21 protein-coding genes and 1 tRNA gene are annotated in these 26,442 nt (G+C 54.8%); 9 read left to right on the forward strand and 13 right to left on the reverse strand.

Annotated features, from left to right (window positions below):
- The first annotated feature begins 5 nt into the window (after nt 1-5).
- Nucleotides 6-599, forward strand: coding sequence for a YceI family protein (locus tag PG1C_RS04535; protein ID WP_202636214.1), 594 nt, complete (start codon nt 6-8; stop codon nt 597-599).
- A gap of 169 nt (nt 600-768) precedes the next feature.
- Here PG1C_RS04535 and PG1C_RS04540 read toward each other — a convergent pair whose 3' ends face one another.
- From PG1C_RS04540 to PG1C_RS04555, 4 genes are all read right to left on the reverse strand, one after another.
- Nucleotides 769-2,907: a TonB-dependent receptor family protein gene (locus PG1C_RS04540; RefSeq protein WP_202636215.1), complete on the reverse strand. Its 2,139-nt coding sequence runs from the start codon at nt 2,905-2,907 to the stop codon at nt 769-771.
- 152 nt (nt 2,908-3,059) lie between these two features.
- Nucleotides 3,060-3,311: a transporter gene (locus PG1C_RS14975; RefSeq protein ID WP_414629201.1), complete on the reverse strand. Its 252-nt coding sequence runs from the start codon at nt 3,309-3,311 to the stop codon at nt 3,060-3,062.
- A 100-nt stretch (nt 3,312-3,411) separates the two neighbouring features.
- Nucleotides 3,412-3,537 carry a transporter gene (locus PG1C_RS14735; protein WP_202636217.1) on the reverse strand — a complete coding sequence of 42 codons (126 nt, stop codon included), beginning with the start codon at nt 3,535-3,537 and terminating at the stop codon, nt 3,412-3,414.
- Between the two features lie 199 nt (nt 3,538-3,736).
- Nucleotides 3,737-4,933, reverse strand: a complete 1,197-nt coding sequence (locus tag PG1C_RS04555; protein WP_202636218.1) for an acyl-CoA dehydrogenase family protein — start codon at nt 4,931-4,933, stop codon at nt 3,737-3,739.
- Between the two features lie 236 nt (nt 4,934-5,169).
- On the opposite strand from PG1C_RS04555, the gene PG1C_RS04560 reads away from it, so the two are divergent.
- Nucleotides 5,170-6,270 (forward strand): fatty acid desaturase, encoded by a 1,101-nt coding sequence (locus PG1C_RS04560; RefSeq protein WP_202636219.1) that lies wholly within the window; start codon nt 5,170-5,172, stop codon nt 6,268-6,270.
- Between the two features lie 10 nt (nt 6,271-6,280).
- Here the strand turns inward: PG1C_RS04560 and PG1C_RS04565 are convergent, their stop codons facing one another.
- From PG1C_RS04565 to PG1C_RS04575, 3 genes are read right to left on the reverse strand one after another with little or no spacing between them, the layout of a single operon-like run.
- Complete coding sequence (locus PG1C_RS04565) at nt 6,281-6,514, reverse strand: YdcH family protein (protein WP_202636220.1); 234 nt, start codon at nt 6,512-6,514, stop codon at nt 6,281-6,283.
- Nucleotides 6,515-7,156, reverse strand: a complete 642-nt coding sequence (locus tag PG1C_RS04570; RefSeq protein ID WP_202636221.1) for a response regulator — start codon at nt 7,154-7,156, stop codon at nt 6,515-6,517.
- A 2-nt stretch (nt 7,157-7,158) separates the two neighbouring features.
- A complete protein-coding gene (locus PG1C_RS04575) occupies nt 7,159-8,751 on the reverse strand; it encodes a hybrid sensor histidine kinase/response regulator (protein WP_202636222.1) in 1,593 nt (530 codons plus the stop codon).
- A gap of 78 nt (nt 8,752-8,829) precedes the next feature.
- On the opposite strand from PG1C_RS04575, the gene PG1C_RS04580 reads away from it, so the two are divergent.
- Nucleotides 8,830-8,906, forward strand: a tRNA-Thr gene (locus PG1C_RS04580).
- Between the two features lie 302 nt (nt 8,907-9,208).
- Nucleotides 9,209-10,066, forward strand: a complete 858-nt coding sequence (gene bphD, locus PG1C_RS04585; RefSeq protein ID WP_237218290.1) for a 2-hydroxy-6-oxo-6-phenylhexa-2,4-dienoate hydrolase — start codon at nt 9,209-9,211, stop codon at nt 10,064-10,066.
- 103 nt (nt 10,067-10,169) lie between these two features.
- Here bphD and queF read toward each other — a convergent pair whose 3' ends face one another.
- Nucleotides 10,170-10,616 (reverse strand): preQ(1) synthase, encoded by a 447-nt coding sequence (gene queF, locus PG1C_RS04590; RefSeq protein WP_202636223.1) that lies wholly within the window; start codon nt 10,614-10,616, stop codon nt 10,170-10,172.
- A gap of 79 nt (nt 10,617-10,695) precedes the next feature.
- Between queF and smc the strand changes: the two genes are divergently transcribed.
- The 5 genes from smc to PG1C_RS04615 are packed head-to-tail and all read left to right on the forward strand — an operon-like array spanning nt 10,696 to nt 19,049.
- Nucleotides 10,696-14,241, forward strand: a complete 3,546-nt coding sequence (gene smc / locus PG1C_RS04595) for a chromosome segregation protein SMC (protein WP_202636224.1) — start codon at nt 10,696-10,698, stop codon at nt 14,239-14,241.
- Between the two features lie 2 nt (nt 14,242-14,243).
- Nucleotides 14,244-15,482 carry a cell division protein ZipA gene (locus PG1C_RS04600; protein ID WP_202636225.1) on the forward strand — a complete coding sequence of 413 codons (1,239 nt, stop codon included), beginning with the start codon at nt 14,244-14,246 and terminating at the stop codon, nt 15,480-15,482.
- Nucleotides 15,482-17,632, forward strand: a complete 2,151-nt coding sequence (gene ligA / locus PG1C_RS04605; RefSeq protein ID WP_202636226.1) for an NAD-dependent DNA ligase LigA — start codon at nt 15,482-15,484, stop codon at nt 17,630-17,632. Before PG1C_RS04600 ends, ligA begins: the two co-directional genes overlap by 1 nt.
- Complete coding sequence (galU, locus tag PG1C_RS04610; RefSeq protein ID WP_202636227.1) at nt 17,629-18,507, forward strand: UTP--glucose-1-phosphate uridylyltransferase GalU; 879 nt, start codon at nt 17,629-17,631, stop codon at nt 18,505-18,507. Before ligA ends, galU begins: the two co-directional genes overlap by 4 nt.
- On the forward strand, nt 18,504-19,049 hold the full coding sequence (locus tag PG1C_RS04615) for a hypoxanthine-guanine phosphoribosyltransferase (RefSeq protein WP_202636228.1): 546 nt from the start codon (nt 18,504-18,506) through the stop codon (nt 19,047-19,049). The genes galU and PG1C_RS04615 overlap by 4 nt, the downstream gene beginning before the upstream one ends.
- A 99-nt stretch (nt 19,050-19,148) precedes the next feature.
- Here PG1C_RS04615 and PG1C_RS04620 read toward each other — a convergent pair whose 3' ends face one another.
- The 5 genes from PG1C_RS04620 to PG1C_RS04645 all read right to left on the reverse strand — a co-directional run bounded on the left by PG1C_RS04620 (nt 19,149) and on the right by PG1C_RS04645 (nt 26,396).
- Entirely contained in the window at nt 19,149-19,550 is a 402-nt protein-coding gene (locus PG1C_RS04620) for a BphX family protein (RefSeq protein ID WP_202636229.1), read from the reverse strand.
- A gap of 268 nt (nt 19,551-19,818) precedes the next feature.
- Nucleotides 19,819-20,025, reverse strand: coding sequence for a hypothetical protein (locus PG1C_RS04630; protein ID WP_202636231.1), 207 nt, complete (start codon nt 20,023-20,025; stop codon nt 19,819-19,821).
- 210 nt (nt 20,026-20,235) lie between these two features.
- The gene (locus PG1C_RS04635; RefSeq protein WP_202636232.1) at nt 20,236-21,501 is read right to left on the reverse strand and encodes a DUF1015 domain-containing protein; all 1,266 of its coding nucleotides are present in this window, start codon (nt 21,499-21,501) and stop codon (nt 20,236-20,238) included.
- 27 nt (nt 21,502-21,528) lie between these two features.
- Nucleotides 21,529-25,005, reverse strand: coding sequence for a transcription-repair coupling factor (gene mfd / locus PG1C_RS04640; RefSeq protein ID WP_202636926.1), 3,477 nt, complete (start codon nt 25,003-25,005; stop codon nt 21,529-21,531).
- A gap of 125 nt (nt 25,006-25,130) precedes the next feature.
- Nucleotides 25,131-26,396: an MgtC/SapB family protein gene (locus tag PG1C_RS04645; protein ID WP_202636233.1), complete on the reverse strand. Its 1,266-nt coding sequence runs from the start codon at nt 26,394-26,396 to the stop codon at nt 25,131-25,133.
- Between the last annotated feature and the right edge of the window lie 46 nt (nt 26,397-26,442).

Consider the following 26,442-nt stretch of genomic DNA (forward strand, 5'->3'; position numbering starts at 1 on the left):
ACCCCATGAAAACATCCCTACTTTTTAAAGCAGTGCTTCAAGCCAGCGCTGTATTCGCGCTAACGGGTGCGGCACACGCTGAAACCTATACGGTAGATAGCCGTCACACCTTTCCGGTGTTTGAGGTGGAGCATTTCACGTTCAGTATTCAGCGCGGACGCTTTAACAAAACTGCTGGCACGATTCAATATGATGCGACCAGCCGCAAAGTGTCTGCCGATATCACGATAGATGCAGCGTCTATCGATATGGGGCTGGATGAGTGGAGCAAACACATGCGGGGTGAAAATTTTCTGAATACCGATAAATTTCCGACCATCCATTTTGTGATTCCTGAATTTCAATTGTCGGATATCGTCAAGGTCAATTTCATTCCAGGGGATCTCACCTTGCTGGGCGTCACCAAGCCAGTCACCCTGGCGGTGCAGGTCAGTTGCGGCAAGCATCCCATGCTGCCGCGCGAGGTGTGTGGCGCGAATATTGAAACGACGATCAAGCGCTCTGACTTTGGCATGAACTATGGGCTGCCGGGCATCGGTGATGAAGTCAACATCATCGCCCCGGTGGAAGCGCTGAAGGTTGTCAAAGACAGCCACTGATTTTTTCTAAAAACTCGGTACCCCAAGGGTACTTCCTACGGGGCGCGCTGGTGATGCGCCGCGAATCTTTGAATCCATCTCTGGACGTCTCTGGAGTACCCTTGGGGTGCGGTGGCTTGGCTGTTGCTGCGGCAACAGCCAAGCTATTTTTTTATCGCATGCTGCCAGTTTAAAAAGAATAACCGGCAGAAACCCCGGCGAGCCAGTTGCGTCCGGGGGCGGGCTCGAAGAAGCGGGAATTGCTTTCATTGACGATCACCGAGCCAGCGTATTTTTTGTCGGAGAGGTTGTCGATGCGGAGGAATTCCTTGAGCTTCCAGCTGACAGTTTTTTGCTCGAAGCCGAGGCGCAAATTGGCGATCGTGTACGCTGGGGCAGCATCCGCATTTGCATCATTGACAAACACTTTTCCGATATGGCGTAGTTCCAGCGCTGACGAAAAACCGGACGGTTCGTGTCGCCAGGAGCCTTCAACGAATAGCGACTGACGCGGAATGCCGGGTAGCGCATGACCGGAAAGGGTGCTTGTGCCGAGGGTGTCGCGATAGGTTGCATCGAGGGAGGTGTAAGCGACTGCCAAGCTCAGGCCGTGGTTCCAGGCAGTGGAAAGGCTCGCTTCGACGCCATTGCGGCGAGTGCGGCCGCCATTTTGAAACGTGGTGCGGCCATTGGTATTGGTGGCGACAACAATTTCGTCTCGCGTACGCACATCAAACAAGGCGATGTTGAGTTGTGTCGCCTGGCCGAGCAAGGCTTTAAGGCCGAGTTCATAGGTATCGTTTTTCGCCGGGCGTAGGGAAAAATTGAGGCCAGGCGCGCCATCAGGGCGATAGGAGAGCTCATTCATTGTCGGTGTTTCGAAACCGCGGCCGTAGGTGGTGTACAGGTTCAGCGCCGGATTAACCCGCCAGGTCAGACCGAGGGTCGGCGTTGTGGCTGAAAACTGTGTTCGCCCGCTGTCGTCGCCATTGATGCCGACGATGTATTTGTCTTGGGAACTCACCTTCACCTGGCTGTTGCGCAGGCCGGCCAGCAGCAGCCAGCGCCCGGAGGGCTCCCATTGCAGTTGCGCATATTGGTCGACGTTGAAAATGTGGTTTTCTTCGTTACGACGCAGCGCGCCCATGACGCCAAGTGTGTTGCCGATGAAATTCTGAAACCCTTTGCGTGCTTCGTCCAGGTTGTCGTAGTTGATACCGACCGTGGTCGCCAGTGGCGCACCGGCCAGTTCACTGCGATGCGTCCAGTGCGCATCGACACCCGCGTAGTCACGAACTAGATCGATCACGCCACCCGGGTGAGTTGCGGGCGTTTGGACAGCCTTCGGGATGGACTGAAACTGAGTTGTATCGCGCCGGCCGCCATAGACCATTAAATTTACCGTGTCACCAGCGCCGAGTTTTTGTTCGTAAGCCAGCCCGAGTTGATGTTGTGCGACGCTCTTGCGGGTGTTGTAGGCGAGCGCATTGGTGCCTGCCTGTTCCGGGTTGGCCTCGAACTGGGCACGGGTCAGGCCGAGTGGGTCTTGCACGTCGGGCATGTCGACGGTATTGACCACCAGCGTGAGTTTCGAGTCGGTACCGAGTTTCCACTTGAACTTGCCGTTGATCGTATCGCGTTTGGCGGCGCTATGGTCGCGGTAACCATCGGTGCGAAAGGTGGAAATATCCGTGACGTAGTTCAACGCGCCGGTGTCACCCGAGAGCTTGGTGCCTATGCGCTGTGTGCCATAGCTGCCGAAGGTGACGCTGGGCGTGATGGTCGTGCCCGGCGTGCCGTCTTCAGTAAACAGCGAAATCACACCGCCAGAAGCATTGCCATAAAGCGCGGAAAACGGTCCACGTAGTACTTCCACGCGGGCGGCGGAACCGAGGTCGAAATGCGAAACTTGCCCTTGACCATCGGGCATTGTCGCAGGTATGCCATCCGCGTATAAGCGCAGGCCGCGTACGCCGAAGCTCGCGCGTGCGCCAAAACCGCGTGAGGAAATCTGCAAGTCCTGGGCGTAGTTCTGCCGGTTCTGCGCAACGATGCCAGGAATGCGCGCGAGCGATTCGGAAAGATTGACTTGCAGCTGCCCATCCTGCAATTGCGATTGACTGACGCTGTCGATCGACACCGGCAGATCGAAAGCCGATTGATCAAGCCGTGTGGCCGAAACGACAATGGCATCAGCCGTTATCGGTGTGGTCGGGGGGAGAGTCCGCATTTCAGTTTGAGATTCGGCGCGGGCAGGGTAAAGCGGGAAAAGCGTGGTGAGCGATAATGCGACCGATAAGGTCACCGCAAAGCGAGACGAGGTTGACATGGATAGACATGGGAAATAAGACAGCCCGCTATTGTCGGTGAAAATCGCCCCGGGGCGCAATGTCCCCGGGGCGGGTAAAACAAAACGCGCCCCAAACGCACTAAAACGCGTGGGTGTAGCGTAACGACAGCCGACTGCCGGAGGTGCGATTTTTAACGCCTGACCCCTGGTAATAACTGGCGAACACGTGGTCTTTGCATGGCGACATGCCAGAGCATGCCAGGGCCAATGCCGAAAGCGCGAGCGCGGGTATCAGCGATCGACGGGCCATTCATCTCGGTGTCTGTGGTTTGCCTGGGAAAATAACCACTCACGCCCAGACGCAGTTTCCCTGGCAGCACTTCATATTCCGTTGCAAAGTTGAAATGAAAGGGTCTGTCCAGGGCGCATATCCCTGGCACCATGCGCCACCCAGCCTGGATTCGGGCCGGTATTTTTATCCTTCCAGAGATAGAAAATGCGTGTCGACGCTGTCCATCGAGGGGTGAAAAATACGGTACCAGACTAGTCAGGATTGACTGTCCAGTGATTGGCGCTCGGGTTCAAGGTGTTGTTATGGTCGTGTTGTCCCGTGGGAATCGTGCCGGAAATTTCCAGGCGATGCACATAACGTGGGCCATTGGGTCTCATCTACGGGTCCCATTGAATCAACGTTCCGAAAAGACCAGGTCGCCCAAGCCGTTTTTGCCTGGCGGTTTGATTGCGTGCAACGTGGGTAAAAGTCGCGTCATATGCAGTTGTTTGTAGAGGGATGTTGTTTGAAAAATGCGCTTCACTGCTCAGCACAGTGAAGCGCCGGTAGATTGGCTGACCTGGGTCTCCTGCAAAATTAATAGAGTACGGAGTCCGGAGGTAAGCCCAGCAGGTTACGGCCATAGTTGCGCATGGCGGTTTCAAAATTCAGCGCAATATGCTGCCCCATCATGTACATGTCGCGATAAAAGCGTTGCATTGGCTCGTGTTCAAAGCTGGCACCTGCGCCAGCAAAATCCATCAATTGCTGGCTGGCTTCGCGCGAGCGTTTGGAAATAATCGAGCGCCAGGCAAATAGGCGCATGCGATCGCTTTCATTTAGCGTTGCTTGCCCCGCTGCGCAGGCATCCAGCTCGGCGGCGTAGCGCTTGAGCAAGCCGTCGGCCATGTCGATCTCTACCGTGGTTTCGGCCAGCGTCGTTTGCGACAGGGCGAACTCAGCCTGGCGTTGCCCTGAAAACACCGGGATGCGCGAAGCTGCGCGGGTACGGAATCGTTGCAGCATGCCTTGGGCGCCGCCCAAACCGGGCGCCACCAGGGCCAAGGCCAGTGCCGGAACAAAGGGAATCTGAAACAGCCCGCCGGGATTGACGGCTTGTCCCGGGTACTCGTTGGTCTGCATGCCGCGCCCCAGACGAAAGACACGGTGGTAAGGGACAAAGACTTCCGTTGCTTCGACGCTGACCGAACTCGACCCCCGCAACCCCATGGTGTACCAGTCGTCAATGACGGTGTAGCTGTCTTTGGGCAAAAACAGCATCATATATTCGGGTTCTGCACCCGCTTCATAAGGGGCAATAGCGCCTACAGCAACCCAACTGGCGAAGGGTGTTCCCGAGAGCCAGCTCCAGCGTCCGGACAGACGCAGCCCGCCCGGCACGGGCTGCGCTTTACCCGCGGGCATGAATGAATCCGTAAAAATGGTTTCGGGATTTTTACCCCACAATTCATCCTGTAATTCCGGGCTGACCAAACCGCCCCAGTAGTGATGAATGCTGAGTATTCCGGAGACCCAGGCGGTGGATAGGTCGAAGCTGCCCAGGTGTCTGATGACCTGGGCATAATCCGAAAAACTGGTCTCATAGCCGCCGAAACGGGCTGGCTGGAGCATGTTGACCAGACCAGATTCAAGTAAGGCATGTGCAACCTCAGGGTGCAGCTGGCGAGCTGCTTCGGTTTGAGCGGCATACTTTTCGCCCAGCGCACCAAGGTGGCTGGCTGTGGCCAGAAGTTGATCCAGCGAGGGAGAGGCGGAAGTTGTGGAAATTGCCATGGTTGTCCTAAAAATAATTTTAAAAGTGATAGGGCGTAAATACGTAAGTAAGTTTTGGTGTTGGCATCCTTGCGTATAGACTAAAAAATAAATGCAGGCATAAAGTGCAGGACGATTATAATTAGATTAATGACTTAAAAGTAACTAATCTGGATATGGATACAGTGTTTAGTTTTTTGCCGATGTTTTAAGTATTCCGAATTAGAATCAATCCAAGAGCTATTCACGGAGGATGTATGAAAGTTATAGGTGAGTATGGCCGTTACCTGATGGCGTCCTTCATGGTGTTGCTGGGAATGGCCGGTATGGCTCACGGCGGTTTTGCCGTGTGGCTTGGACTGGCGACTTTTTTTGTGCTGGCCGCGCTTGATTTGCTTTCCAGCAAGGATGTGTCCGTGCGCGGTGGTGCCGGCAAGTGGTTTTATGATGGCGTTTTATATCTGCCGCTGGTGTTGCTTTATGGCCTCTGGATTCTGTTTGCGCAACGCATTGCGGAAGGCCATCTGGGACTGTTTAACGCGCTTGGTGCCATCATTTCCGTGTCGTTTTTAACTGCGCTTGCCGGATTGCCAACGGCCCATGAACTCATGCATCGCAAGCATCCGCTGGAGATCTTGGGTTCCAGCCTTTACTTAACGCTGTTTGCGTTACCCATGAATGATTTATACCATGTGCATGGACATCATCCTTTTGTTGGCACCCTGGCAGATAGTGATACACCACGCCGAGGGCAAACGGTGTACGGTTTTGTCTATTCTTCACTTTTTCACGGCACGGTGACTGCATATGGTCTTGAAAAAGCACGGCTCGCCAAACAAGGCCACGGGCCACTCTGGTGGAAAGGCCGTGTAACGCTGGCATTGCTTTGTGTCGCTACCTGGGTGTCGCTGTTTTGTTTCATCGCCGGGCCAATGGGCATTGTGTATTTGCTGGCAACACTGGCTATCTCGTTTATCATTATCGGTGGCTTTAACTATACCCAGCACTATGGCATCGTGCGCGCGCCAGGCACACCGCTGTTACCGCATCACTCATGGAATCATCTGAATACCTTTAGCCGCGCGATCACTTTCGAGATTTCGAATCACTCGGAACATCACCTTGATCCGGATAAAGCCTATGAGTTGCTGAAAACATATCCAGAAGCTCCGCAAATGCCCAGCATTATTATTTGCTTCCTGGCCTCGTTCATTCCGCCCTTGTGGGAAAAGCGGATTGCCAAACCTTTATTAACGCACTGGGATACGCATTACGCTAGCCCGGCAGAGCAGCGTCTGGCGATGGAAGAAAACGCACGTGCTGGTTGGCCGATCTGGGTTAATCCTTCCGCCGCTTAACGGAGCGGTTCTAAGCATATTCGTTAGGATCAGGGTCGAGCATTTGCTCAATGGCTCGGATGTCATCCTTCACCAGCAGCTTGCGTTTTTTCATCCGCCGAATCATTAGTTCATCTTCAGATGGATGGGTTGCAATTCTGCGGATGGCCTCATCAAGCTGTTGGTGTTCCGCGCGTAATGCCTCGAGCCGTGCGCGCAAAGCTTTTGCGGCGTCTGCGTCTTCCGGTGTATCCGGGGTTGCCATCTAATCTACGAGCCCATTTTCCAGGCCATAACGGATGATCTCAGCGGTACTTTTAAGGCCCATTTTTTCAAGTAGCCGCGCGCGGTACGTGCTGACGGTAGCAACGCCCAGGTTGAGATTCTCAGCAATCTGTGTCAACGTGTTACCCGTTGATATCATCACCAGTACCTGATATTCACGATCAGTAATTCGCTCGTGCGGTAGTTTGTCGGTGTCATCCGAGAGCGCTTCAACCAGTTGCTGAGCCACTGCGGGACTGACATATTTCTTGCCGCCAGCCACTTGGCGAATGGCCGTGACCAGTTGTTCCGGGGCGCTCTGTTTGGTCAAGTAGCCTGATGCACCGGCTTTAAGCGCACGCACGGCGTATTGTTCTTCAGGATGCATGCTGAGAATCAGGACAGGCAGCCGGGGAAACTCCTTTTTCAGCTGCTTGAGGGTATCAATGCCATTGTGATTGGGCATGGAGACATCCAGCAAAAAAACATCCCATGGTTGCTGACGAGCAAGCTGCAACGCTTCGGCGCCGTCATCGGCTTCACCGGTGACAACCAAGTCATCGGTTTCCGAAAGAATTTGCTTAAGACCCTGGCGCACAATGGCATGGTCATCAGCGATGAGGACATGAATCTTGTTAAGCATGGTCAAAATAATGCGCGTTGCGCCGCTTCATCTGCTGGTGGCTCTGGGTCAGCATGCTCGGGCACGCGTAAAGTCATATGGGTTCCTCCTTGCTCTGCTGCAACAATCACAAAAGAACCCGAGAGGCTGGATACGCGTTCACGAATGCCGCGTAATCCAAATGATTTGGGTTTTTGCATATCGGCTTCTGAAATACCACGGCCATTATCGCTGACTTCCAGCACGATGTTACCGTGTTCGCGGTGCAAACGTATAAAGACTTGCGAAGCATGGGCGTGTTTAGCAATATTGGTCAGGGCTTCTTGCGCAATTCTGAACAATGCCAACGACGTCGCCAGCGGTGGCTCGGAAATTTCTTCGTCGGACTGCACATGGCAAGGAATGTTGAAACGCTGGGTGAAGTCTTCAGCCTGACATTCAATTGCTGCCGGCAAGCCAAACTCTTTGAGAATCCCGGGACGCAGTTCGCGTGCCACACGGCTGGCAGTGCTCATTGCTTGATCCAGGAGGCCTTCAATTGAATACGCCTTGTCACGCAGATTCTCGGCAGTGTCCGGCAGCTTGCTGGCCAACAGCGCAATTTCAATTTTGAGTCGCACCAGAATAGAGCCGAGCTCGTCGTGAATATCGCGCGAGATGCGTTCTCGCTCTTCTTCTTTGATGGCTTCAAGGTGAGAAGACAGCTCGGCAAGTTGCTGTCTTGATTTACGCAGCTGCGCTTCGCTTTCCTTACTCTGCGTGATATTGGTCGCAATGCCTCGCCATTCGACCGTGTCGCCATCCAGGCAATGTGGCATGGACCGCAGGTTAATCCATTTGTGCCGCGTGCGTCCGCGGGTGCGACCTTCCCAGTTGAGCAGCGCGCCGTTGGAGGCCGAATCTTGCAAGGCGCGATGCAAGCTTTTCTTTTCTTCGGCATCGAAGGCATCGAACAGCCGTGAAGCGGAAGCTAGCAAGTCATGAGGGGTGACACCAAAGAGTTTTTGGCAGCCTTCGCTAGCGTAAAGAAAGCGATAGTCATCGCCTGTTTTCTGCCGAAGATGAAACAGCATGCCGGGTAAATTAGACGCCAGGCCGCGAAAGCGAGCCTCACTTTCTTTCAACTTTTCTAATGCGATACGGTGGTCGGCACGATGACGCGCTTCACGCACTTCCCGCGTGATAGCCAGCACCAGGCGGTCGAGTTGATGGCTATCAACAACATCGCGTACGCCGTCGCGCAAGGCTTGCTGTGTATCTGATGAGGTCACCGGGTGGGTGAGCAGAATCAACGGCAAATCAAGTGCGGATTGTTCGATTTGATTGATCACGTCGGCAAGTGGCAGTGGCATCTGGTCAGGCGTGTAGATGACTGCATCCCACGGTTTCTGTGTTAACGCATCGTGCAAGTGGCTAAGTGAGGCGACAACGTGCAGTGCAACCCGTTTGCCTGTCATGGTAAACATCCGGTGTAAGCGCGCAACTAAATCATCTGGCTTATTCGTCGCGCAGATCAATAACAGCTGCAAAGCCTGCGCCGTATCCAGCATGCTATTTTCGGCAGCCTTCTGTAAGGTATCCGAAAGCGTTTCGGCAGGGGTAGGCGGGGCAGGCATCAAACCGGATTTCAAATACGAAGAGGGCTTTAAGTTTATAGCGATTCTCATCAATAGCTACGCTATAATTTGCGCCATGCCGGCATAGCTCAGCTTGGTAGAGCAACCGCCTTGTAAGCGGTAGGTCGTCTGTTCGATTCAGACTGTCGGCACCAAATAACTCGCCCTATAAACACCCGTTTCACGTTTCATCTAAGCACATCATCTAAGGCCACTTCTAACGTGGCCTTTTGCTTTAGAGGGCCGCCCCACCGTCTCACCAGCACCGAGTTTTTAGCGCTGGGCTGTAGTGAGTGCTATTAGTTTGAGCGTGCTTTTACCCGTACTGATTTAAAATTTATTATGAGCGCATTGAGGGTATATTTGCCAAATTTCAAGGTTCGAAGCAGGGGCGCGTCGGGCCGTTTTTTTTGATCAATAGCGCCTAATTAATATCTATACATACAAGGAGGCAATCGTGGTTGCATTAACCGAAGAATCCACAAGTAAATTTGCAACGATCAACGAAGAAGGTCTGAGTAATTTCAAGATTCATTACAACGAAGCGGGCCAAGGCGAAGCGGTTGTCATGCTGCATGGCGGTGGCCCGGGTGCCAGTGGCTGGAGTAATTACTACAAAAACATTGAGTCCCTTGTTGAGGCAGGGTATCGCATTATTCTTATGGATTGTCCAGGGTTTAACAAGTCCGGAGAAATTGTCCCCGAAGTGCAGCGTGGCTTGCTTAACGCACGTGCGGTTAAGGGATTGCTCGATGTTTTAGGCATCAAAAAAACCCATGTGGTAGGCAATTCGATGGGGGGTGCTACCGCCTTGAACTTTGCGTTAGAGTTCCCTGATCGTCTGAACCGGTTGATTCTGATGGGGCCGGGTGGCCTGGGGCCGAGCATCGTTCAACCCAATCCGCAAGAAGGCATCAAGAAAATGTTCAAGCTGTATCACGCACCGACCTACGAAAACTTCGTGGATATGCTTGACGTGTTTGTGTTTGATCCATCGGCCATCACTGATGAGTTACGCAAAGGACGCTGGAATAACATTCAGGGAAATCTTCAGCATTTGAAAAACTTTGTCAGCAGCTCGGAGAAGGTTCCTTTGTCAGCGTGGGACATCAGTGCTCGCTTAGGATTAGTTAAAGCAAAGACATTGATCACGTGGGGTCGCGATGATCGTTTTGTGCCGCTTGATCTTGGTCTACGGTTGATCAATGTGATGCCTGATGCGCAAATGCATATCTTTTCTCGCTGCGGCCATTGGGCACAATGGGAGCATGCTGACGAATTTAACCGATTGGTACTAGCCTTTCTGAAAAACTGATTTAGGCAGGCTAGGGCCGCACTTTGCAAAGTTTGGAAAAATTTAGAAATATGTGCGGCGAGGCATCCCCTCGCCGCAACGTGCTAATTTTTGTCGGATAGCGTTACGCTGCGGTAGCCAGTGAGTTTCCCCGGGTATTTGCGTTGGGCAGCGTGGCTAAATCAGCCAGCTCTACTTTCACCGGTGGCTTCCAGCCTTTTTTGCGATGCTCTGCCACAACGGTGGTGAACACGCCGCCACGCACATAAAAGCGCGCGGTAAGACGCATATAGCGAGGCTTCACAGCGCTGGCCAGATCGTCCAAAATGCGGTTAGTGACATCTTCATGAAAATGGCCTTCGTCACGAAAACTCCACATATAAAGCTTCAGACTTTTTAATTCCACGCAGGTTTTATCGGCAATGTAATCCAGCGTCAGGACAGCAAAATCCGGCTGGCCGGTCTTGGGACATAGACAGGTGAATTCCGGGATTTCCATGTGAATCTGGTAATCGCGGTGCGGCGCGGGGTTAGGGAAGGTTTCGAGCTTTTTCGAGGGTTTGCTTGTCATACAGTCAATCACCGAGAAGGGGAATAGGAAAGATTATAATGGGGCAGCCTTCAACCATCCTTTTCCCGGTTCATTCCTTGTGCGTTTAATCAAGCTGAAAATTGCGGGCTTCAAATCGTTTGTCGAGCCGACCACTGTTCTTTTTCCCAGTCAATTAGCGGGTGTGGTGGGTCCTAACGGTTGCGGCAAATCGAATATTATCGATGCCGTGCGCTGGGTGCTTGGCGAATCCAAGGCGTCCGAGCTGCGCGGCGAATCGATTCAGGATGTGATTTTCAAAGGCTCAGGCAATCGTAAACCAGTAAGCCGCGCCAGTGTTGAGTTGTTTTTCGATAACGGGCAGGGACGCGCGGCCGGGCAGTGGTCACAGTATGCCGAGATCACCGTCAAGCGCGTGCTTGATCGGGAAGGGAATTCCAGCTACTACATCAATAATCTGCACGTGCGTCGGCGCGACGTGATTGATCTTTTCCTGGGCACAGGCCTGGGGCCACGGGCTTACGCCATCATTGGTCAAGGCATGATCTCGCGTATCGTCGAAGCCAAGCCAGATGAACTGCGTTTCTTCCTGGAAGAAGCGGCGGGGGTCACCAAGTACAAAGAGCGCCGCAAGGAAACCGAACATCGGCTGGAAGATGCGCGGGAAAATATTGCGCGTGTGAATGACATCTGCAATGAACTGGAAGCTCAGGTCACGCGCTTACAAGCGCAGGCAGAAATTGCCAGGCAATATCGCACGCTGCATGAGCAGATTTCGATCAAGCAATCGGTGTTGTGGCTGAAAAAACGTAACGATGCGCGCACGGATGCGCTGCAATTGGCGCAGCAGGTGACTGAAGCCTTGACCCAGGTGGAAGCTGAGACTGCCAGGCTGCGCGAGGTTGAAGCGCATGTCGAGCATGCGCGCGAGGCGCATTTCACTGCGTCGGACGCGCTACATGCAACGCAGGCCGAGATGTATGCAGCCAATGGTGAAGTGAGCCGTCTGGAAGCTGAATTGACTCATGTGCGTGACGCGCGCATGCGCCTGGAGGCGCGATTAACGCAACTGGCGAGTGAAGAGGCCCATTGGGCGGCACAGAATATCCAGTTGACAGAAGACCAAGCGCGTTGGCAGTCGTTGCTGGAAAATTCGCGCAACCGCGCAGCCATTGCCACTATCCAGCATGCAGAAGCCGCCCATCGTTTGTCCGGCATGGAAGAGACTGTGCGTCTGGCGGGCAGTGAAGTGGCCGCAGCGCGGCGTGAGCAAAATCAAAGCGAGCAGGCTTTACGCTTGGCTGAGGCCGATCGCGGCCACGCGCAACGCGCGTTGGAAAACCTTGCCCAGCGGCGTACGCGGTTGGAGCAGGATCGTCTTGCCCTGGGCGCGCCGGATCCGGCGCTGCTGGCGTCAGCCCAAGAACATGAGATGCGTAGTGAAGAAGCTCTCGCGGCGGCGCAAGCGCAACTCACGCTGGCCCAAGCCGCCATACCTGCGGCGGAATCCGGTGTGCGCAGCACGCGCGAGGCCTTGCAGGCGGCGCATCGTCGGCTGACCGAAACCCGCGCGCAACATGGCGCCCTGGTGCAGTTGCAAGCTAAAGTGGCACCTAGCGGTGAAATTGGCACGTGGCTTAAAGCGCGTGGCTTGTCTGACGCCAAACCCTTGTGGCAATCGATCCAGGTGAATGCCGGTTGGGAAACCGCAGTTGAAGCGGTGCTCCGCGAACGTTTTTCGGCGTTGGTAGCAGATGCCGCGACTTTGCGCGCCGCCCTGGCCGCACCGCCGCCCGCTATTTTGACGCTGGCGTTGGCTAACCCTGCTGCGCAGGATTCTCCCGCATCGGCAGCACTAACACCAGCGAGCGATTCGCTGCGTGCGCAAGTGCAGTGTGCTGATCCACGCTGGTCCGCTGTGCTTGATGAGTGGCTGGCGAATGTGATCATTGCCGATGATCTATCCGCCAAGCTGTCGTTGGGCCAGGAGCCAGCGATTACCGGAATGTATGTTTCGCGCGCAGGCCATACCCTGACCTCCTGCGGCGTCACGCTGTATGTGCCCGATGCAAAAACCCATGGAGTGATCGAACGGCAGCGCGAGATTGATGAGCTGGCTGCATTGATCGTTACGCACAGCGCCGCGGAACAATCCGCGCGTGAGGCGCAACAAGCCGCTGAGCAAAGTTTGACCGCATTGCAAACCCAATTGACCGCCGCCCGCCGCGCGGTGCAAGAGGCGCAGCAAGCGTTTCATGCCGCGCAAGTTGACTCGCTCAAGCTGACCCAGGCACAGGCGCGGTTTGAAGAGCGCGCCACGCAAATCGATCGTGATTTGGCCGAGTTGTCGCGCCAGAATGCGGCAGAGCAGGCGCGTGCCGAAAGCGCTGAGCTGGAAGCCAGACAACAGCGCGATAAGCTCACCGATAGCCGCCAGCAACTCGAACAACTGTTTGAGTCGCAACGTCAAAAAGAAACGGCGTTGCGTGAGGCGCGTCAATTAGAAACACAGCTTGCGCGCGCGGTGCAAGAGGCCGGTTTTTCCGAGCGTGAATGTCTTTCCAAGCTGGAAGACAATGCGCGTGCAGCGACTACTGCCACCAGCCAGCTGGCGCGCATCGCCACGGAAACCACCGCCGCGCGTACCGAAGTTGCCAGTATCAGTGATCAGGTTCTGCAAGAGCAATTGCACCGCGCGCTGGACGACCGGCGCGCCAAAGAGTCGGCGCTGGCAGAACGGCGAAATGTGCTGGAATCTGCCGCTGCCGAGTTACGCAGTCTGGACGAACGCCGCTTGAAGCTGGAGCAAGGCATTGCCCCATTACATGAGCGGATCAATCAGCTCAAGATGAAAGCGCAAGCGGCGCAAATGAGCGAAGCGCAATTTCAGGAGCGGCTGACGGAGATTAATTTACTCACCGATGCTGATGAGGCGCCCTTTGCCGAAGCGCTTGCCGCTCAGCCGAAAGACAGCGTTTTGCAAAGCGAGATCACGCGACTGAACCATGAGATCGAAGCGCTGGGTCCGGTGAATCTGGCTGCACTGGATGAGCTAACGGCGGCAACTGAACGCAAAGGGTATCTGGATGAGCAATCAGTTGATCTGGGCAAAGCCATCAACACCCTGGAAGATGCGATTCGGCGGATCGACCGTGACACGCGGGAGCAATTACAGGAAACCTATAACACCGTTAATTCGCATTTTGGTCAACTCTTCCCGCAACTGTTTGGTGGTGGCGAAGCGCGCCTTATTCTCACGGGCGATGAAATTCTGGATTCAGGTATTCAGATCATGGCGCAACCGCCAGGCAAGAAAAATTCAACCATCCATCTGCTCTCGGGCGGCGAAAAAGCATTGACCGCCATTGCGCTGGTGTTTGCCATGTTCCAGCTCAACCCGGCGCCTTTCTGTATGCTGGACGAAGTGGATGCGCCACTGGACGATTCAAATACCGTACGGTTTTGTGACATGGTGAAACGCATGTCGGTGCAGACCCAGTTTATTTTTATTTCGCATAACAAGATTGCGATGGAAATGGCGCAGCAATTGATCGGGGTCACCATGCAGGAACAAGGTGTATCGCGGGTGGTGGAAGTCGATATTGGCGAAGCCCTGCGTCTTGCCGACGAACAAAAGGTGGCATAAAAATGGCCTTGAGCGATTTGCAAATTGTTTTGATTGGCGCCGGAGCGACCGCTGTGGTAGCCGTCTGGGCTTACAACCTGTGGCAAGAGCGAAAACTGCACCGCTTGACTGAAACGCTCTTTACCCATCCGCAGGACGATACGTTGATCAATGAGCCAGCCGCCGAGCGATCGGCTGATGATGAGGCAACGCGTGACGCAGTGGAACGCAAAGAGCCCACTTTTTCAGCATTTCAATTTCATGATGATGCAGTCGGTGAACCTAAAGAAAATCCGGTAGATGAACTCGTTGAACAAATCCATTACCAATCGACTGGAAAAGTTGCAGAAGAATTCCCGGCCGGGTTGATCGATGAGCGGTCAGATGGCCCCTCTATAGCGCAGGAATCGCCCACGCCAGAGCCAGGTGCCTTACCCTCAGAATGGGCCGACACCTTAACCCACTGCATGTTACGTTTGAAAACTGCGGAACCTACCCCAGCATCTACGCTTTGGGTATTGCAATCTGTCTGGGCAGCGCAATTGGGTAAACCACTGTGCTGGCTGGCTTATGATGACCTTACCACCAACTGGCTACCGATTGATGAAAACGCAACGGGTCGGTATGTGGATTGGGCCGTGGCGCTACAACTCGCTGACCGGCGTGGTGCAATTTCCGAGGGTGCTCTGGCACATTTTTTTGATGGTATGCAGCAGTTAGCTAATCACGTGGGCGCTGCGCTGTCCTTGCCTGATCTTGCACCCGTCGTCGCGCATGCAGCAGCCCTGGATACTTTTTGTGCCAAGGTCGATATTCAGTTCAAAGTACATATTGTTGAATCCGCCGGTGGTGTTTTCAGTGGCACCAAGTTGCGTGGTGTGGCTGAAGCCGCCGGCATGCAGCTCGAAGACGATGGGTTTTTTCACGCGCGTGATACCGCAGGCGAAGAATTATTCACGTTGATGAATTTGGGTAGCGAAGCCTTTACTCTTGATAATTTGCGCTCGCTGGCGACGCATGGTTTATCTTTGAGTTTGGATGTGCCACGCGTTAGCGACGGGCTTGTTACCTTTACCCGCATGTTGGCAACTGGCCAGCAACTGGCACGGGCACTGGGTGGTGTGCTGGTGGATGCGCAACGCGTGCCTTTGACTGACGTCATGACATCGGCGATTCGCGCCAAGATTACAGAATTGCAACAAACCATGCGTGAAGCAGATATTGCGCCGGGCAGCGCTCGCGCAATGCGCCTGTTTTCCTGATGCCCGACCTGTCTCATGTTGAACAAGCCAGCGCCCTGCGCGCAGCGCTTGAGCGTTATAACCATGCCTACTATGTGCTCGACACCCCCACGGTGCCGGATGCGGAGTATGACCGCTTGTTTCGCCAATTGCAGTCACTCGAAGCCGAATACCCTGAACTGCAGACCCCGGATTCACCCACTCAGCGCGTGGGCGGCAAGCCCTTGCCAGCGTTTGGTCAGGTAGCGCATGCCGTGCCCATGCTGTCGCTGAATAATGCATTTAGCCTTGATGATGTGGTGGCATTTGATCGACGGTGCCGGGAAGGCCTGGAAAAAATTGCGATTGACTATGCCTGCGAACCCAAGTTTGATGGATTGGCTATTCGTCTCCACTATGCTGATGGTTTACTCGTACAGGGAGCCACGCGAGGTGATGGCACGATAGGCGAAGATGTCACGCAGAATCTGCGTACGGTGCGCAATATTCCTTTGCGTTTAGTGGGCAAGGATATTCCGTCGCAGTTGGACGTGCGCGGTGAGGTCGTCATGCTGCGAGCAGATTTTGCAGCACTCAACGCACGGCAGCGAGCGCGTGGCGAAAAGGAATTTGTGAACCCTCGTAATGCCGCAGCTGGTAGCTTGCGCCAGCTGGATGCCAAAGTCACCGCGCAACGCCCGCTGTATTTTTTTGCCTATGGGGTGGGAGATGCTACCGCCTTCTCCCCAGTGGGTCTGCTTCACGGCGCACCGCAAGAGTACCTGCTTCGCGGCGTATTGCCAGCGCCGTCCAGTGACGGACTTTTGAATCAGGCCGCAGGGAATGCAGAGCCGCCTTTGGACAGGACTTTTCATAGTGAGCTAATGGATCGCTTGGCGGGCTGGGGCTTTACTGTAGCCGTCGAGCGCAGTGTGATGCGTGGTGCGGCAGGGCTGGCGGCGTATTACGCAGAAATGGCCGCAGCGCGAGCGCAGCTGCCTTACGATATTGATGGCGTGGTGTACAAAGTGAATGATCTGGTGGATCAAATGCAGCTTGGTTTCGTCTCTCGTGCGCCACGCTTTGCCATTGCGCATAAGTTTCCCGCAGAAGAAGTGTTGACGACGGTAGAAGCCATTGAAGTTCAAGTGGGTCGCACGGGCGCGCTGACGCCTGTGGCGCGTCTGGCGCCGGTGTTTGTTGGCGGGGTGACGGTAACCAACGCGACTTTGCATAACGAAGCGGAAGCGCAGCGCAAGGATGTACGCGTAGGTGATACCGTCAGCGTGCGTCGCGCAGGCGATGTGATTCCGGAAGTCGTGGCGGTTGTCCTTGAAAAAAGGCCGCTTTCCACCGAGGGCAGCAATGAATCCTTGTATCCGCCATTCATCCTCCCCAAACAATGTCCGGTGTGTGGTTCGGCAGTTGAAAAACTTGAAGACGAAGCCATTGCCCGCTGCACCGGCGGCCTGTTCTGCCCGGCCCAGCGCAAACAGGCCTTGCTGCATTTCGCCAGCCGTCGCGCAATCGATATTGACGGGCTGGGCGAAAAAATCGTCGAACAATTAGTGGATAACGCCCTTGTCAAAACACCGGCTGATCTATACAGAATGGATTTAGCTAGCCTGGCTAATCTGCAACGCATGGCTGAAAAATCAGCCACCAACATTCTGGCCGCCATTGAGAAAAGCAAACACACGACGCTGGCGCGCTTTATTTTTGCGTTAGGTATCCGTAATGTGGGTGAAGCGACTGCAAAAGATCTGGCGCGCTACTTTGGTAATCTGCACGCCTTGATGCGCGCGAGTGAAGACCAATTGCAACAGGTGCCCGATGTGGGACCGGTGGTAGCGGCCTCGATTGCCCGTTTTTTTGCCGAACGGCACAACATCGAAGTCATTGAACAACTACGTGCGGCGGGCGTGCACTGGACTGAAGGTGAGTCCAGTGCAGCAGCGGTAATGCCGCTGGCAGGAAAAACATTTGTGCTGACAGGCACTTTGCCGACACTCTCGCGTGAAACTGCCAAAGAAATGATTGAAGCACAAGGCGGCAAAGTGACAGGTTCCGTCTCCAGCAAAACAGATTATGTCGTGGCAGGTGAAGACGCTGGCTCAAAACTCATCAAGGCACAAGAATTAGGTGTCACTCTGCTAAATGAAAACCAATTAAAGGAGCTGTTAGCGCAATGACTCATCCCAAGAAAAAAATCACCAAGGCGGTTTTCCCCGTAGCCGGTATGGGCACGCGTTTTTTGCCGGCCACCAAAGCCAGCCCTAAAGAGATGATGCCGATTGTTGATAAGCCGCTGATTCAATATGCTGTGGAAGAAGCGGTTGCCGCGGGTATTACGGACATGATTTTTGTCACAGGCCGCTCCAAGCGGTCGATTGAAGACCATTTTGACAAAGCCTACGAGCTGGAAAGCGAGCTCGAGCGCAAGGGTAAAACCGAGCTGCTCGAGTTTGTGCGTAATTTATTGCCCAAAGACATCAATTGCATTTACCTGCGCCAACCTGAACCTCTGGGCTTGGGCCATGCCGTGCTGTGCGCGTATCCCGTGGTGGGCGATGAACCCTTTGCCGTGCTGCTGGCAGACGATTTGCTCGACGGCGAGCCACCCGTCATGAAACAGATGGTCGACACTTACAACTACTATAAAACCTCGGTCATTGGCGTGCAGGACGTGCCGCGTTCTGATACCAAAAGCTATGGCATCGTTGATGCTAAACCCCTTACCGAGTCGGTCGAGCAAGTTTCCCGCATTGTTGAAAAACCCTCACCTGAAGAAGCGCCTTCTACGCTAGCGGTAGTGGGCCGCTACATCCTTACCCCACGCATCTTTCATCATTTGATGCGCATTGGCAAAGGCTCGGGTGGTGAAATTCAACTCACGGACGGCATTGCCGCGTTGTTGGCCGAGGAACAGGTTTTAGCCTATCGTTATCAGGGTAAGCGCTATGACTGTGGTTCTAAAATCGGTTATCTGGAGGCGACCATCGCTTTTGCCTTGCGTCACCCCGATGTGGGAACAGAGTTTGCCGCGCTCCTGCAGCGGATGAAATGACACCCGAAGCGGCGCGAAAAATCCTGGCTGAGGCCGAGCTGATTTGTTCAGCCGAAAACTCGGCGCTGGCAGTACGGCGGGTAGCGAGCGAAATTACTGCGCGGCTGACAAACGCAAATCCGCTGGTGCTGGCGGTCATGGGGGGTGCGGTGGTATTCGCTGGACAGCTCTTGTCGCTGCTGCCGTTCCCGCTGGATTTTGACTATCTGCAGGTTAGCCGCTACCGCGATAACACCACGGGCGGGCAACTGTCTTGGGTGGTTGAACCAAGCAGCACGGTCGCCGGGCGCTGCGTGTTGGTGGTGGATGACATTCTCGATGAAGGTATTACGCTGGCCGAGATTTGCCATCGTCTGTTTGCACTCGGTGCAGCCGAAGTGCTCACGGCGGTTTTTGCCGACAAACAAAGTGATTGCAGCAAACCCATTGCCGCCGATTTTGTGGGTATCACCGTGCCAGATCGCTATGTATTCGGCTTTGGCATGGATATCAAAGGCGCTTGGCGCAACCTGCCTGCGGTATATGCCCTGAAGCGCGAGTGATTGCCTTGGCGTGTTTTTATAAAGGCGCGGCGCAGTGGCTTCATAGTGGCCGATTGATGATGCCACTATGCCGCGTGATTAGGATGACAAGTGGGCTGATTAAGCCTGTGCCTTACGCCAGGCCACCATGCCGGTCAGAATGATAATGGCGTGAATGACCAGGGTTGTTACGCCCATCCACAACACCTCGTGGCTATAGGTAATGCTGTAGATATCCCAAATGCCATCGACTATTTCGGTGACGATCGTCACCGGAATGATGGCGAGATATTTTGCCGGATTGCGTGCGCCCCACAGCGCAACCACGCCAATGGCGGCGAGCTGAATGCCTACGATGACCCATGCCTCGGTCAGCAAGCGGAACACCGGTTCCGCTTCGTAAAGCGTAATGCCAGGGTACATCTTCGGCAGCGTTGGACCAAACACAGAAGGCCAGGTAAGCACCGCATTAAATACATACCAAAGCCCAAGAACAATCAGCCAGTTGCGGGTGTATTTCATTTTTATCTCCTCGATTTTTGGTTACTCAGCTAGAAAGCTGAGTTTGGTTTATACCTCAAAATCGAAGTATGCCTGCTTTTTCCCCAAACGTTACAGCCTGTTTTGGCCGCAAGAGCCGCAACCCGTTGGGGTTGCGTCATTGGGTCGATTCAATACATGTGAAAGCAGCCCATCAGCGAGCTTGGGCTCGAACCAGGTGGATTTGGGAGGCATGATCTGGTTGCTGTCGGCCACGCCCATTAACTGCTCTGCCGGGTTGGGAACCTTGTTAGCAGCCTTCGACAGTGCCCTCTTTAATCTTGGTTAATTGGACACGAGTTTGATGCAGAAGCTCATTTAGCTCCCTTACTTTGGGATATGAATCTCCATGAGTTTCATCGGCAAGCCTGCGACCCATCTCCTGGGCAACACGGAGCAGGTCAGATAATTCATCAATTGTTTCCCGTCTTTCGCCATCTCTTGTTTCGTCTAACATAGTGATCACCTTTTACTGAATAAGGCATGCCGCCTGTTCTTCGACTTCTGTAACAGTTAGAACCATTGCCTGTTTTCTCCCAGACGAGCGGTCTAACGAATTGGTGTATAAGAAGCGGAGGGTCCTTGATGTAATTTTTGCATAATGCGTATGCTCCATCGTTTCGCACTCGTTACGATAATACTTCGCTAAGAGGTATCCCGTCTGTACTTAGTCCAGCACATGTGAAACCAGCCCATCAGCGAGCTTGGGCTCGAACCAGGTGGATTTGGGAGGCATGATCTGGTTGCTGTCGGCCACGCTCATTAACTGCTGCATGCTGGTTGGAAACAGGGCGAAAGCGGCGGCCATTTCACCGGAATCAACCCGCTTTTCCAGCTCAGCGAGTCCGCGAATGCCGCCGACAAAGTCGATGCGTTTATCGCGGCGCAGGTCGGTGATGCCGAGTAAGGGGCCGAGCAGATGGTCCGATAGTAATGAAACATCCAGACGGGCGACCGGGTCGTTGGGAATGAAGTCTGCTTTGATCGTGAGCCGATACCATACGCCGTGTGATTCTCCACCAAGATACATGCCGAACTCGCCAACGCGCGCGGGGGTGACGCGCGTCGGCGATTTTTCAACGGTAAAGGCGGTTTGGCACCGTGCCACCAGCGCCGACTTTTCGAGGCCATTTAAATCTTTAACCACGCGGTTGTAATCCAGAATTTTCATCTGGTGATGCGGGAAGATGACCGCCAGAAAGTAGTCCGAGGCGAGCGTAAAGCCCTCCTGCCGACGCGCGGCAGCAACGCGTGAGGCGGCCGCAGAGCGGTGGTGCCCATCGGCGATGTAGAGCGCATCCATCGCATCAAACGTGCGCGTGAGTGCGTCGATGCTTGCGGTGTCACGCACCACCCAGATTTCATGGCGGATGCCATCCTCGGCCGTGACATCCGACTCCGGCGTGCCTTTGGCGGCATTGGCAATCAACTCATCCGCTGTAATTGATGACGGATAGGCCAGCAGCACGGGGCCGGTTTGTGCATTCAAGGCTTCAATCTGGCGTACGCGATCATCTTCTTTATCCGGCCGAGTGAACTCATGCTTGCGAATGCGGTTGCTGTTGTAGTCCGCCACGCTTGCACCGACGACCAGCCCGGTTTGGCAATGCGTGCCCATGGTCAAGCGGTAGATGTAATAACAGGGCGCATCGTCACGCAGCAGCACGCCAGCGCTAAACATCTTGGCCAGGTTGCTGGCGGCCATGGCATACACCGCAGGCGAATAAGGATCGGTGTCTGCGGGTAGATCAATCTCGGGTTTGGAAATATGCAGGAAGGACCACGGTTTGCCTGCGGCACGCAGTCGCGCTTCATCACTTGAGAGGACGTCGTAGGGCGGGGCAGCAATTTCAGCTGCACGACCGGGGGCAGGCCGCAGGCCGCGCAATGGGGCTATTAGATGCGGGTTGATCAAAGAGGGGGTGAAGGGCATGGTCTAAAGGCTCAGGGTTTGAGGGGTTTAGTGAGTCAGCTTGGCAAATAATTCGCGTAAGGCGGAGACACGTTCTTGCAGTGTGGCGGTGCTTTTTTGCCAGGAGAGTTTGTCCTGGCCCGCGAGTTTGATGGTGCGTTCTTTTTGAATCAGCTGAATGATTTTTGCCGGGTCAATCGGCGGGTTGGGAACGAATTGCAATTGTATCGCGGCAGGGCCGGCATCCACTTTCTTGATCCCCAGTGCGCGCGCAGCCAGTCGAATGCGATGGGTCTCCAGCAGCGCGAGTGATTGGTGAGGCAAGGCACCATAACGGTCGATGAGCTCCTCTTGCAACAAGCGCAACTCATCGTCGTTTTCGCAGTTGGCCAGACGCTTATAAAGCATTAATCGTTCATGCACGTCCGGGCAATAATCCTGGGTGAGGAGGGCGGGCGTGTGCAAATTGATTTCAGCGGTGAGTGCTAGCGGCAAGGTAAGATCAGGAACATCTTTGCCCGCTTTTAATGCGGTGACGGCGGCATTGAGCATGTTGGTGTACATCGCAAAACCAATTTCGTGAATCTCGCCGCTTTGGTTTTCGCCCAGCACTTCGCCCGCGCCGCGAATTTCCAGATCATGCATGGCGAGAAAAAAGCCTGAGCCAAGTTCTTCCATGGCGCAAATGGCATCCAGCCGGCGTTGTGCCTGCGGGCTGGGCTTGGCATCTTCGTGCGTGAGCAGATACGCGTAAGCCTGATGGTGCGAGCGGCCCACACGCCCGCGTAATTGGTGCAGTTGCGCCAGGCCAAATTTATCTGCGCGATTGATGATGATGGTGTTGGCATGCGGGTTGTCGATGCCGGTTTCAATGATGGTCGAGCACAGCAGCAGGTTGTGTTTTTGCTGCGTGAATTCACGCATCACGCGCTCGAGTTCTCTCTCGGGCAACTGGCCATGGCCAATGATGATACGCGCTTCGGGCAGAAGGGTTTGCAAACGGTCGCGCATGTTTTCAATGGTATCTACTTCGTTGTGCAAAAAATACACCTGGCCGCCGCGTTTGAATTCCCGTAAGCAGGCCTCGCGTATCTGGCCGGTGGACCATTTGCTGACAAAAGTTTTAATCGCCAGGCGTTTTTGCGGTGGGGTGGCGATCACTGAAAAGTCGCGCAGGCCATCGAGCGATAAGCCGAGCGTGCGCGGAATGGGCGTGGCGGTCAGGGTGAGTACATCCACTTGTGCACGGAGCGCCTTGAGCGATTCTTTTTGGCGCACGCCAAAGCGGTGTTCTTCATCGATGATGATGAGGCCGAGGCGAGCGAAAGCGACATCTTTTTGCAGCAGGCGATGCGTGCCAATCAGAATATCAATCTTTCCTTGTGCCACCAGTTCAATTGCCTCGGCTTGCTCTTTGGCATTCTTGAAGCGGGAGATTTCGGCGACCTTGACAGCCAGGCTGGCAAAGCGGTCCGCGAAATTTTGATAATGTTGTTCGGCAAGCAGCGTGGTCGGGCAAAGCACGGCCACCTGCTTGCCGTCGGCCACAGCGATGAAGGCTGCGCGCATGGCGACTTCTGTTTTGCCAAAGCCGACATCTCCACAGACTAGCCGATCCATTGGTTTTCCTGATGTCATATCGGCGATCACCGCCTGAATAGCAGTTAGCTGATCGGGTGTTTCTTCAAACCCGAAGCCATCGGCGAAGGCTTCCAGATCGTGCATATTGCAGGTGAAACGATGCCCTTCGCGCGTGGCACGCTGGGCATACAGATGGAGCAGTTCAACTGCGGTGTCATGCACTTGTTCGGCGGCTTTCTTTTTAGCTTTTTCCCACTGGCCGGAGCCTAGGGTGTGCAGATGAATGGATTCCGGATCAGCGCCGCTGTAGCGAGTAATGACATGCAATTGGGCAACGGGTACGTACAGCTTGGCACTATCGGCATATTCAAGATGCAGGAATTCCGTATTGCCTTCGCCAAAATCCATATGGACAAGGCCAAGATAGCGGCCGATGCCATGCTGCTCATGCACCACCGGGTCGCCCACCTTGAGCTCGGAGAGGTCGCGCAGCCAGCCTTCGAGATTGGCACGCCGCGCTTCGCTGCGGCGACTGCGTGGCCGTGCGGTGGCGGCATAGAGTTCGTTTTCAGTGATGAGGGCAAACTCATCAAGCAAGAAGCCACCCGAGAGCGGACCAACGCCCAGCATCAGCGGGTTTTCGCTGGCTAAAAACTCGGCGAAATCAGCGCAGGCGGTAGGGTTAAGTTGGTGCATGCCAAGATAGTCGTGCAGCGTTTCACGACGGCCGGGTGACTCGGTCAGCAGCAGCACACGGCGCGGTTGATTGGTGAGAAAGCGGCGCAGGTGAGCGATTGGGTCATCCGCTTTACGTTCAACGGCGAGTAGCGGCAGCGCATGGTTTGCGCTTTGCACCGTGTCACCAGCGCCAGCGCGGTGCTTGCTCTGCACTACCTTTGCGTTGCCTGCGGGAATTTTTAGCGTCCATTGTGACCAGGCGTTGGCGGCAGTAAAAAATTCTTCGTCGCGTAAAAATAGCTGTTGCGGGGGCAACACCGGGCGGCTGCGGTCGCCACCCAGCATTTTGTAGCGTCCGGCAGTATCGGTCCAGAATTCGGCAATAGCACCGGCCACATCGCCATGCAAAATCAGCAGCGCCTCGGCGGGCAGATAGTCGAACAGGGTGGCGGTGGTATCAAAAAACAGCGGCAGGTAGTATTCAATGCCCGCTGGCAAAATGCCATTTGAGACATCTTTATACAGGCTGATGCGCGAAGCATCTCCTTCAAAGGTTTCGCGGAAGCGCTGGCGAAAGATGGTGCGGCCAACATCCCCTGCGGGAAATTCCCGCGCGGGCAGCAGGCGAATTTCAGGGACGGGATACAAGGTGCGCTGTGAGTCAACGTCAAAGCTGCGCAAGGTATCGATTTCATCATCGAACAATTCGATGCGATAAGGCAACGGTGTGCCCATCGGGAAGAGATCGATCAATCCGCCACGCACGCTGTATTCACCGGCTGCAACCACTTGCGTGACGTGTTGGTAGCCGGCCAGAGTGAGCTGGGCGCGTAGTTTGTCGATATCCAGGCGCTCGCCTTTTTTCATGAAAAAAGTATGTCCGGCTAAAAATGACGGCGGTGCCAGTCGGGAGATTGCGGTGGATGCGGCAGTAATGAGGACATCGCATTCGCTGCATGCGACGGCGTGCAACGTGGCCAGGCGTTCTGAGACCAGATCCTGGTGCGGCGAAAAATGGTCATACGGCAGGGTTTCCCAATCCGGTAAAAGATGGACACGCAGATGGGGTGCAAACCACGCAATTTCTTCAACCAGCCGCTGCGCTTCCAACGGGCTTGCCGTGATAATCGTCAGCAGATGCCCCGGGCGGGCAAGCTGCGCCATGGCGAGGGCATCGATGGATGCGGAAAATGACGGCAAATCGAGGCGTTGGCCCGGCTTGGGTTGCGCGGGTAGTGACAGCAGAGAATTCAAGGCGAAGACCATCAGACAACGGGAAGGCGCAGAATTATACGCACCGCCCGTCAGCAGTTGTGAGTGCTGCGTTAATACGGAGTTGTGCTGAAAAGGTGGCGGTGTGCGGCGTGAAGTTTTTAACGTGGTGGTGGCGATTAATAAACAAGGCATAGCAGGCCGATGATCAATCCGATGGCAACAGCCAGCATGCCGAACAAGGTGCGACGAGCCAGTGCGCGTCCTCCCAGCACTACGATGAGACCACTTTTAAATGCCAGGTTGGATAGCATGGCCAACGTGATTGTGGTCACTGCCTGATCTGTACTGAGTTGTGCCGCACCAAACAGGCGCAGTGCCGAGAGCGTGATGGCATCCACATCGGTTAGCCCGGAAATCAGGGCCAGCAGGTACAGGCCCTGGCTACCGGCAATATCCTTCAACCAGGCAGACAGCACAAGGATCAGCGCATAGAGCGCGCCAAAAGTCAGCGCCGTTTTGATTTCAGTCGGGTTGCTGATTTCCGGCATAGGCAGCGCTTCGTTGCTTTCGCGATGCTGTTGTTGCCGCGCCCACAACACGGCTAACACCCCCAGCAACAGGCCGCTACCCAGTACGGGAGCGAGGGAAGCGATGAGGGTGGGCGCGATGAGGAAGGCAACAAGGCCAATGCGCACCATCACCACGAGCGTGGCAAGCAGCACAATTACTCCGGCAACGGGCACCAGCGCTGCCCTTTGGCGTGCGTGACGAGAAAAAATCATCGTCGTGGCGGTGGATGAAACCAACCCGCCAAAAATACCCAGCAGCATGGCACCGTGACGCGTGCCGACCAGACGCAACGCGGTATATCCCGCCAGTGAAACGCCAGAAATGAGGACGACCATCCACCAGATATGGTGTGGATTGAGGGCGAGATAAGGGCCAAAATCCTGGTTGGGCAGAATGGGCAAAATTACCAGTGACAACACGCCAAACTGCAACACGGACAAAATATCCGTATGCGTCAGGCGCTGGGTTATGTCATGCAATTGGTGCTTGAAATACAGCAGTGTTGTCGTGGTGATGCCCAGCATGACAGCGAGGGACGCATGGCCGTACCAGACAATGGCACCTAATGCGTAGCACACCAGCAGTGCCACCACTGATGTGGTGCCTGGGTCGCCGTTGTCCAGTGGGTCAGTGGCTAGCGCCGTAATCATCATGGCCGCTACGCTGATGAACCCGGCCGCAAGGATCCAGCTGTTGCCGGTAGTCTGCGCCAGCAACGCGGCCAGACACCCCAGCAGGCAAACCAGGGCAAAGGTGCGCACACCGGCTTTGATGTCTGGTTGGCGTTCCCGTTCGAGGCCGATCAGCAAACCAATCCCAAGGCTGGTGGCAAAGGCTTGCAATATGGCGAAGTTTGGCTCTGAGGGAGGCATGGTATGTATGTTTTTACCCGCGAAGTTACCTGCGAAGTGTGAAACG

Source organism: Rugosibacter aromaticivorans, from assembly GCF_000934545.1.
Classification (GTDB): domain Bacteria; phylum Pseudomonadota; class Gammaproteobacteria; order Burkholderiales; family Rhodocyclaceae; genus Rugosibacter; species Rugosibacter aromaticivorans.

Excerpts from the sequence above, each read along its gene's own strand:
- PG1C_RS04535 (WP_202636214.1), top strand. The coding sequence starts at position 6 with ATGAAAACATCCCTACTTTTTAAAGCAGTGCTTCAAGCCAGCGCTGTA.
- PG1C_RS04540 (WP_202636215.1), bottom strand. The coding sequence starts at position 2,907 with ATGTCAACCTCGTCTCGCTTTGCGGTGACCTTATCGGTCGCATTATCG.
- PG1C_RS14975 (WP_414629201.1), bottom strand. The coding sequence starts at position 3,311 with ATGGTGCCAGGGATATGCGCCCTGGACAGACCCTTTCATTTCAACTTT.
- PG1C_RS14735 (WP_202636217.1), bottom strand. The coding sequence starts at position 3,537 with ATGAGACCCAATGGCCCACGTTATGTGCATCGCCTGGAAATTTCCGGC.
- PG1C_RS04555 (WP_202636218.1), bottom strand. The coding sequence starts at position 4,933 with ATGGCAATTTCCACAACTTCCGCCTCTCCCTCGCTGGATCAACTTCTG.
- PG1C_RS04560 (WP_202636219.1), top strand. The coding sequence starts at position 5,170 with ATGAAAGTTATAGGTGAGTATGGCCGTTACCTGATGGCGTCCTTCATG.
- PG1C_RS04565 (WP_202636220.1), bottom strand. The coding sequence starts at position 6,514 with ATGGCAACCCCGGATACACCGGAAGACGCAGACGCCGCAAAAGCTTTG.
- PG1C_RS04570 (WP_202636221.1), bottom strand. The coding sequence starts at position 7,156 with ATGCTTAACAAGATTCATGTCCTCATCGCTGATGACCATGCCATTGTG.
- PG1C_RS04575 (WP_202636222.1), bottom strand. The coding sequence starts at position 8,751 with ATGCCTGCCCCGCCTACCCCTGCCGAAACGCTTTCGGATACCTTACAG.
- queF (WP_202636223.1), bottom strand. The coding sequence starts at position 10,616 with ATGACAAGCAAACCCTCGAAAAAGCTCGAAACCTTCCCTAACCCCGCG.
- PG1C_RS04600 (WP_202636225.1), top strand. The coding sequence starts at position 14,244 with ATGGCCTTGAGCGATTTGCAAATTGTTTTGATTGGCGCCGGAGCGACC.
- ligA (WP_202636226.1), top strand. The coding sequence starts at position 15,482 with ATGCCCGACCTGTCTCATGTTGAACAAGCCAGCGCCCTGCGCGCAGCG.
- galU (WP_202636227.1), top strand. The coding sequence starts at position 17,629 with ATGACTCATCCCAAGAAAAAAATCACCAAGGCGGTTTTCCCCGTAGCC.
- PG1C_RS04615 (WP_202636228.1), top strand. The coding sequence starts at position 18,504 with ATGACACCCGAAGCGGCGCGAAAAATCCTGGCTGAGGCCGAGCTGATT.
- PG1C_RS04620 (WP_202636229.1), bottom strand. The coding sequence starts at position 19,550 with ATGAAATACACCCGCAACTGGCTGATTGTTCTTGGGCTTTGGTATGTA.
- PG1C_RS04630 (WP_202636231.1), bottom strand. The coding sequence starts at position 20,025 with ATGTTAGACGAAACAAGAGATGGCGAAAGACGGGAAACAATTGATGAA.
- PG1C_RS04635 (WP_202636232.1), bottom strand. The coding sequence starts at position 21,501 with ATGCCCTTCACCCCCTCTTTGATCAACCCGCATCTAATAGCCCCATTG.
- mfd (WP_202636926.1), bottom strand. The coding sequence starts at position 25,005 with ATGGTCTTCGCCTTGAATTCTCTGCTGTCACTACCCGCGCAACCCAAG.
- PG1C_RS04645 (WP_202636233.1), bottom strand. The coding sequence starts at position 26,396 with ATGCCTCCCTCAGAGCCAAACTTCGCCATATTGCAAGCCTTTGCCACC.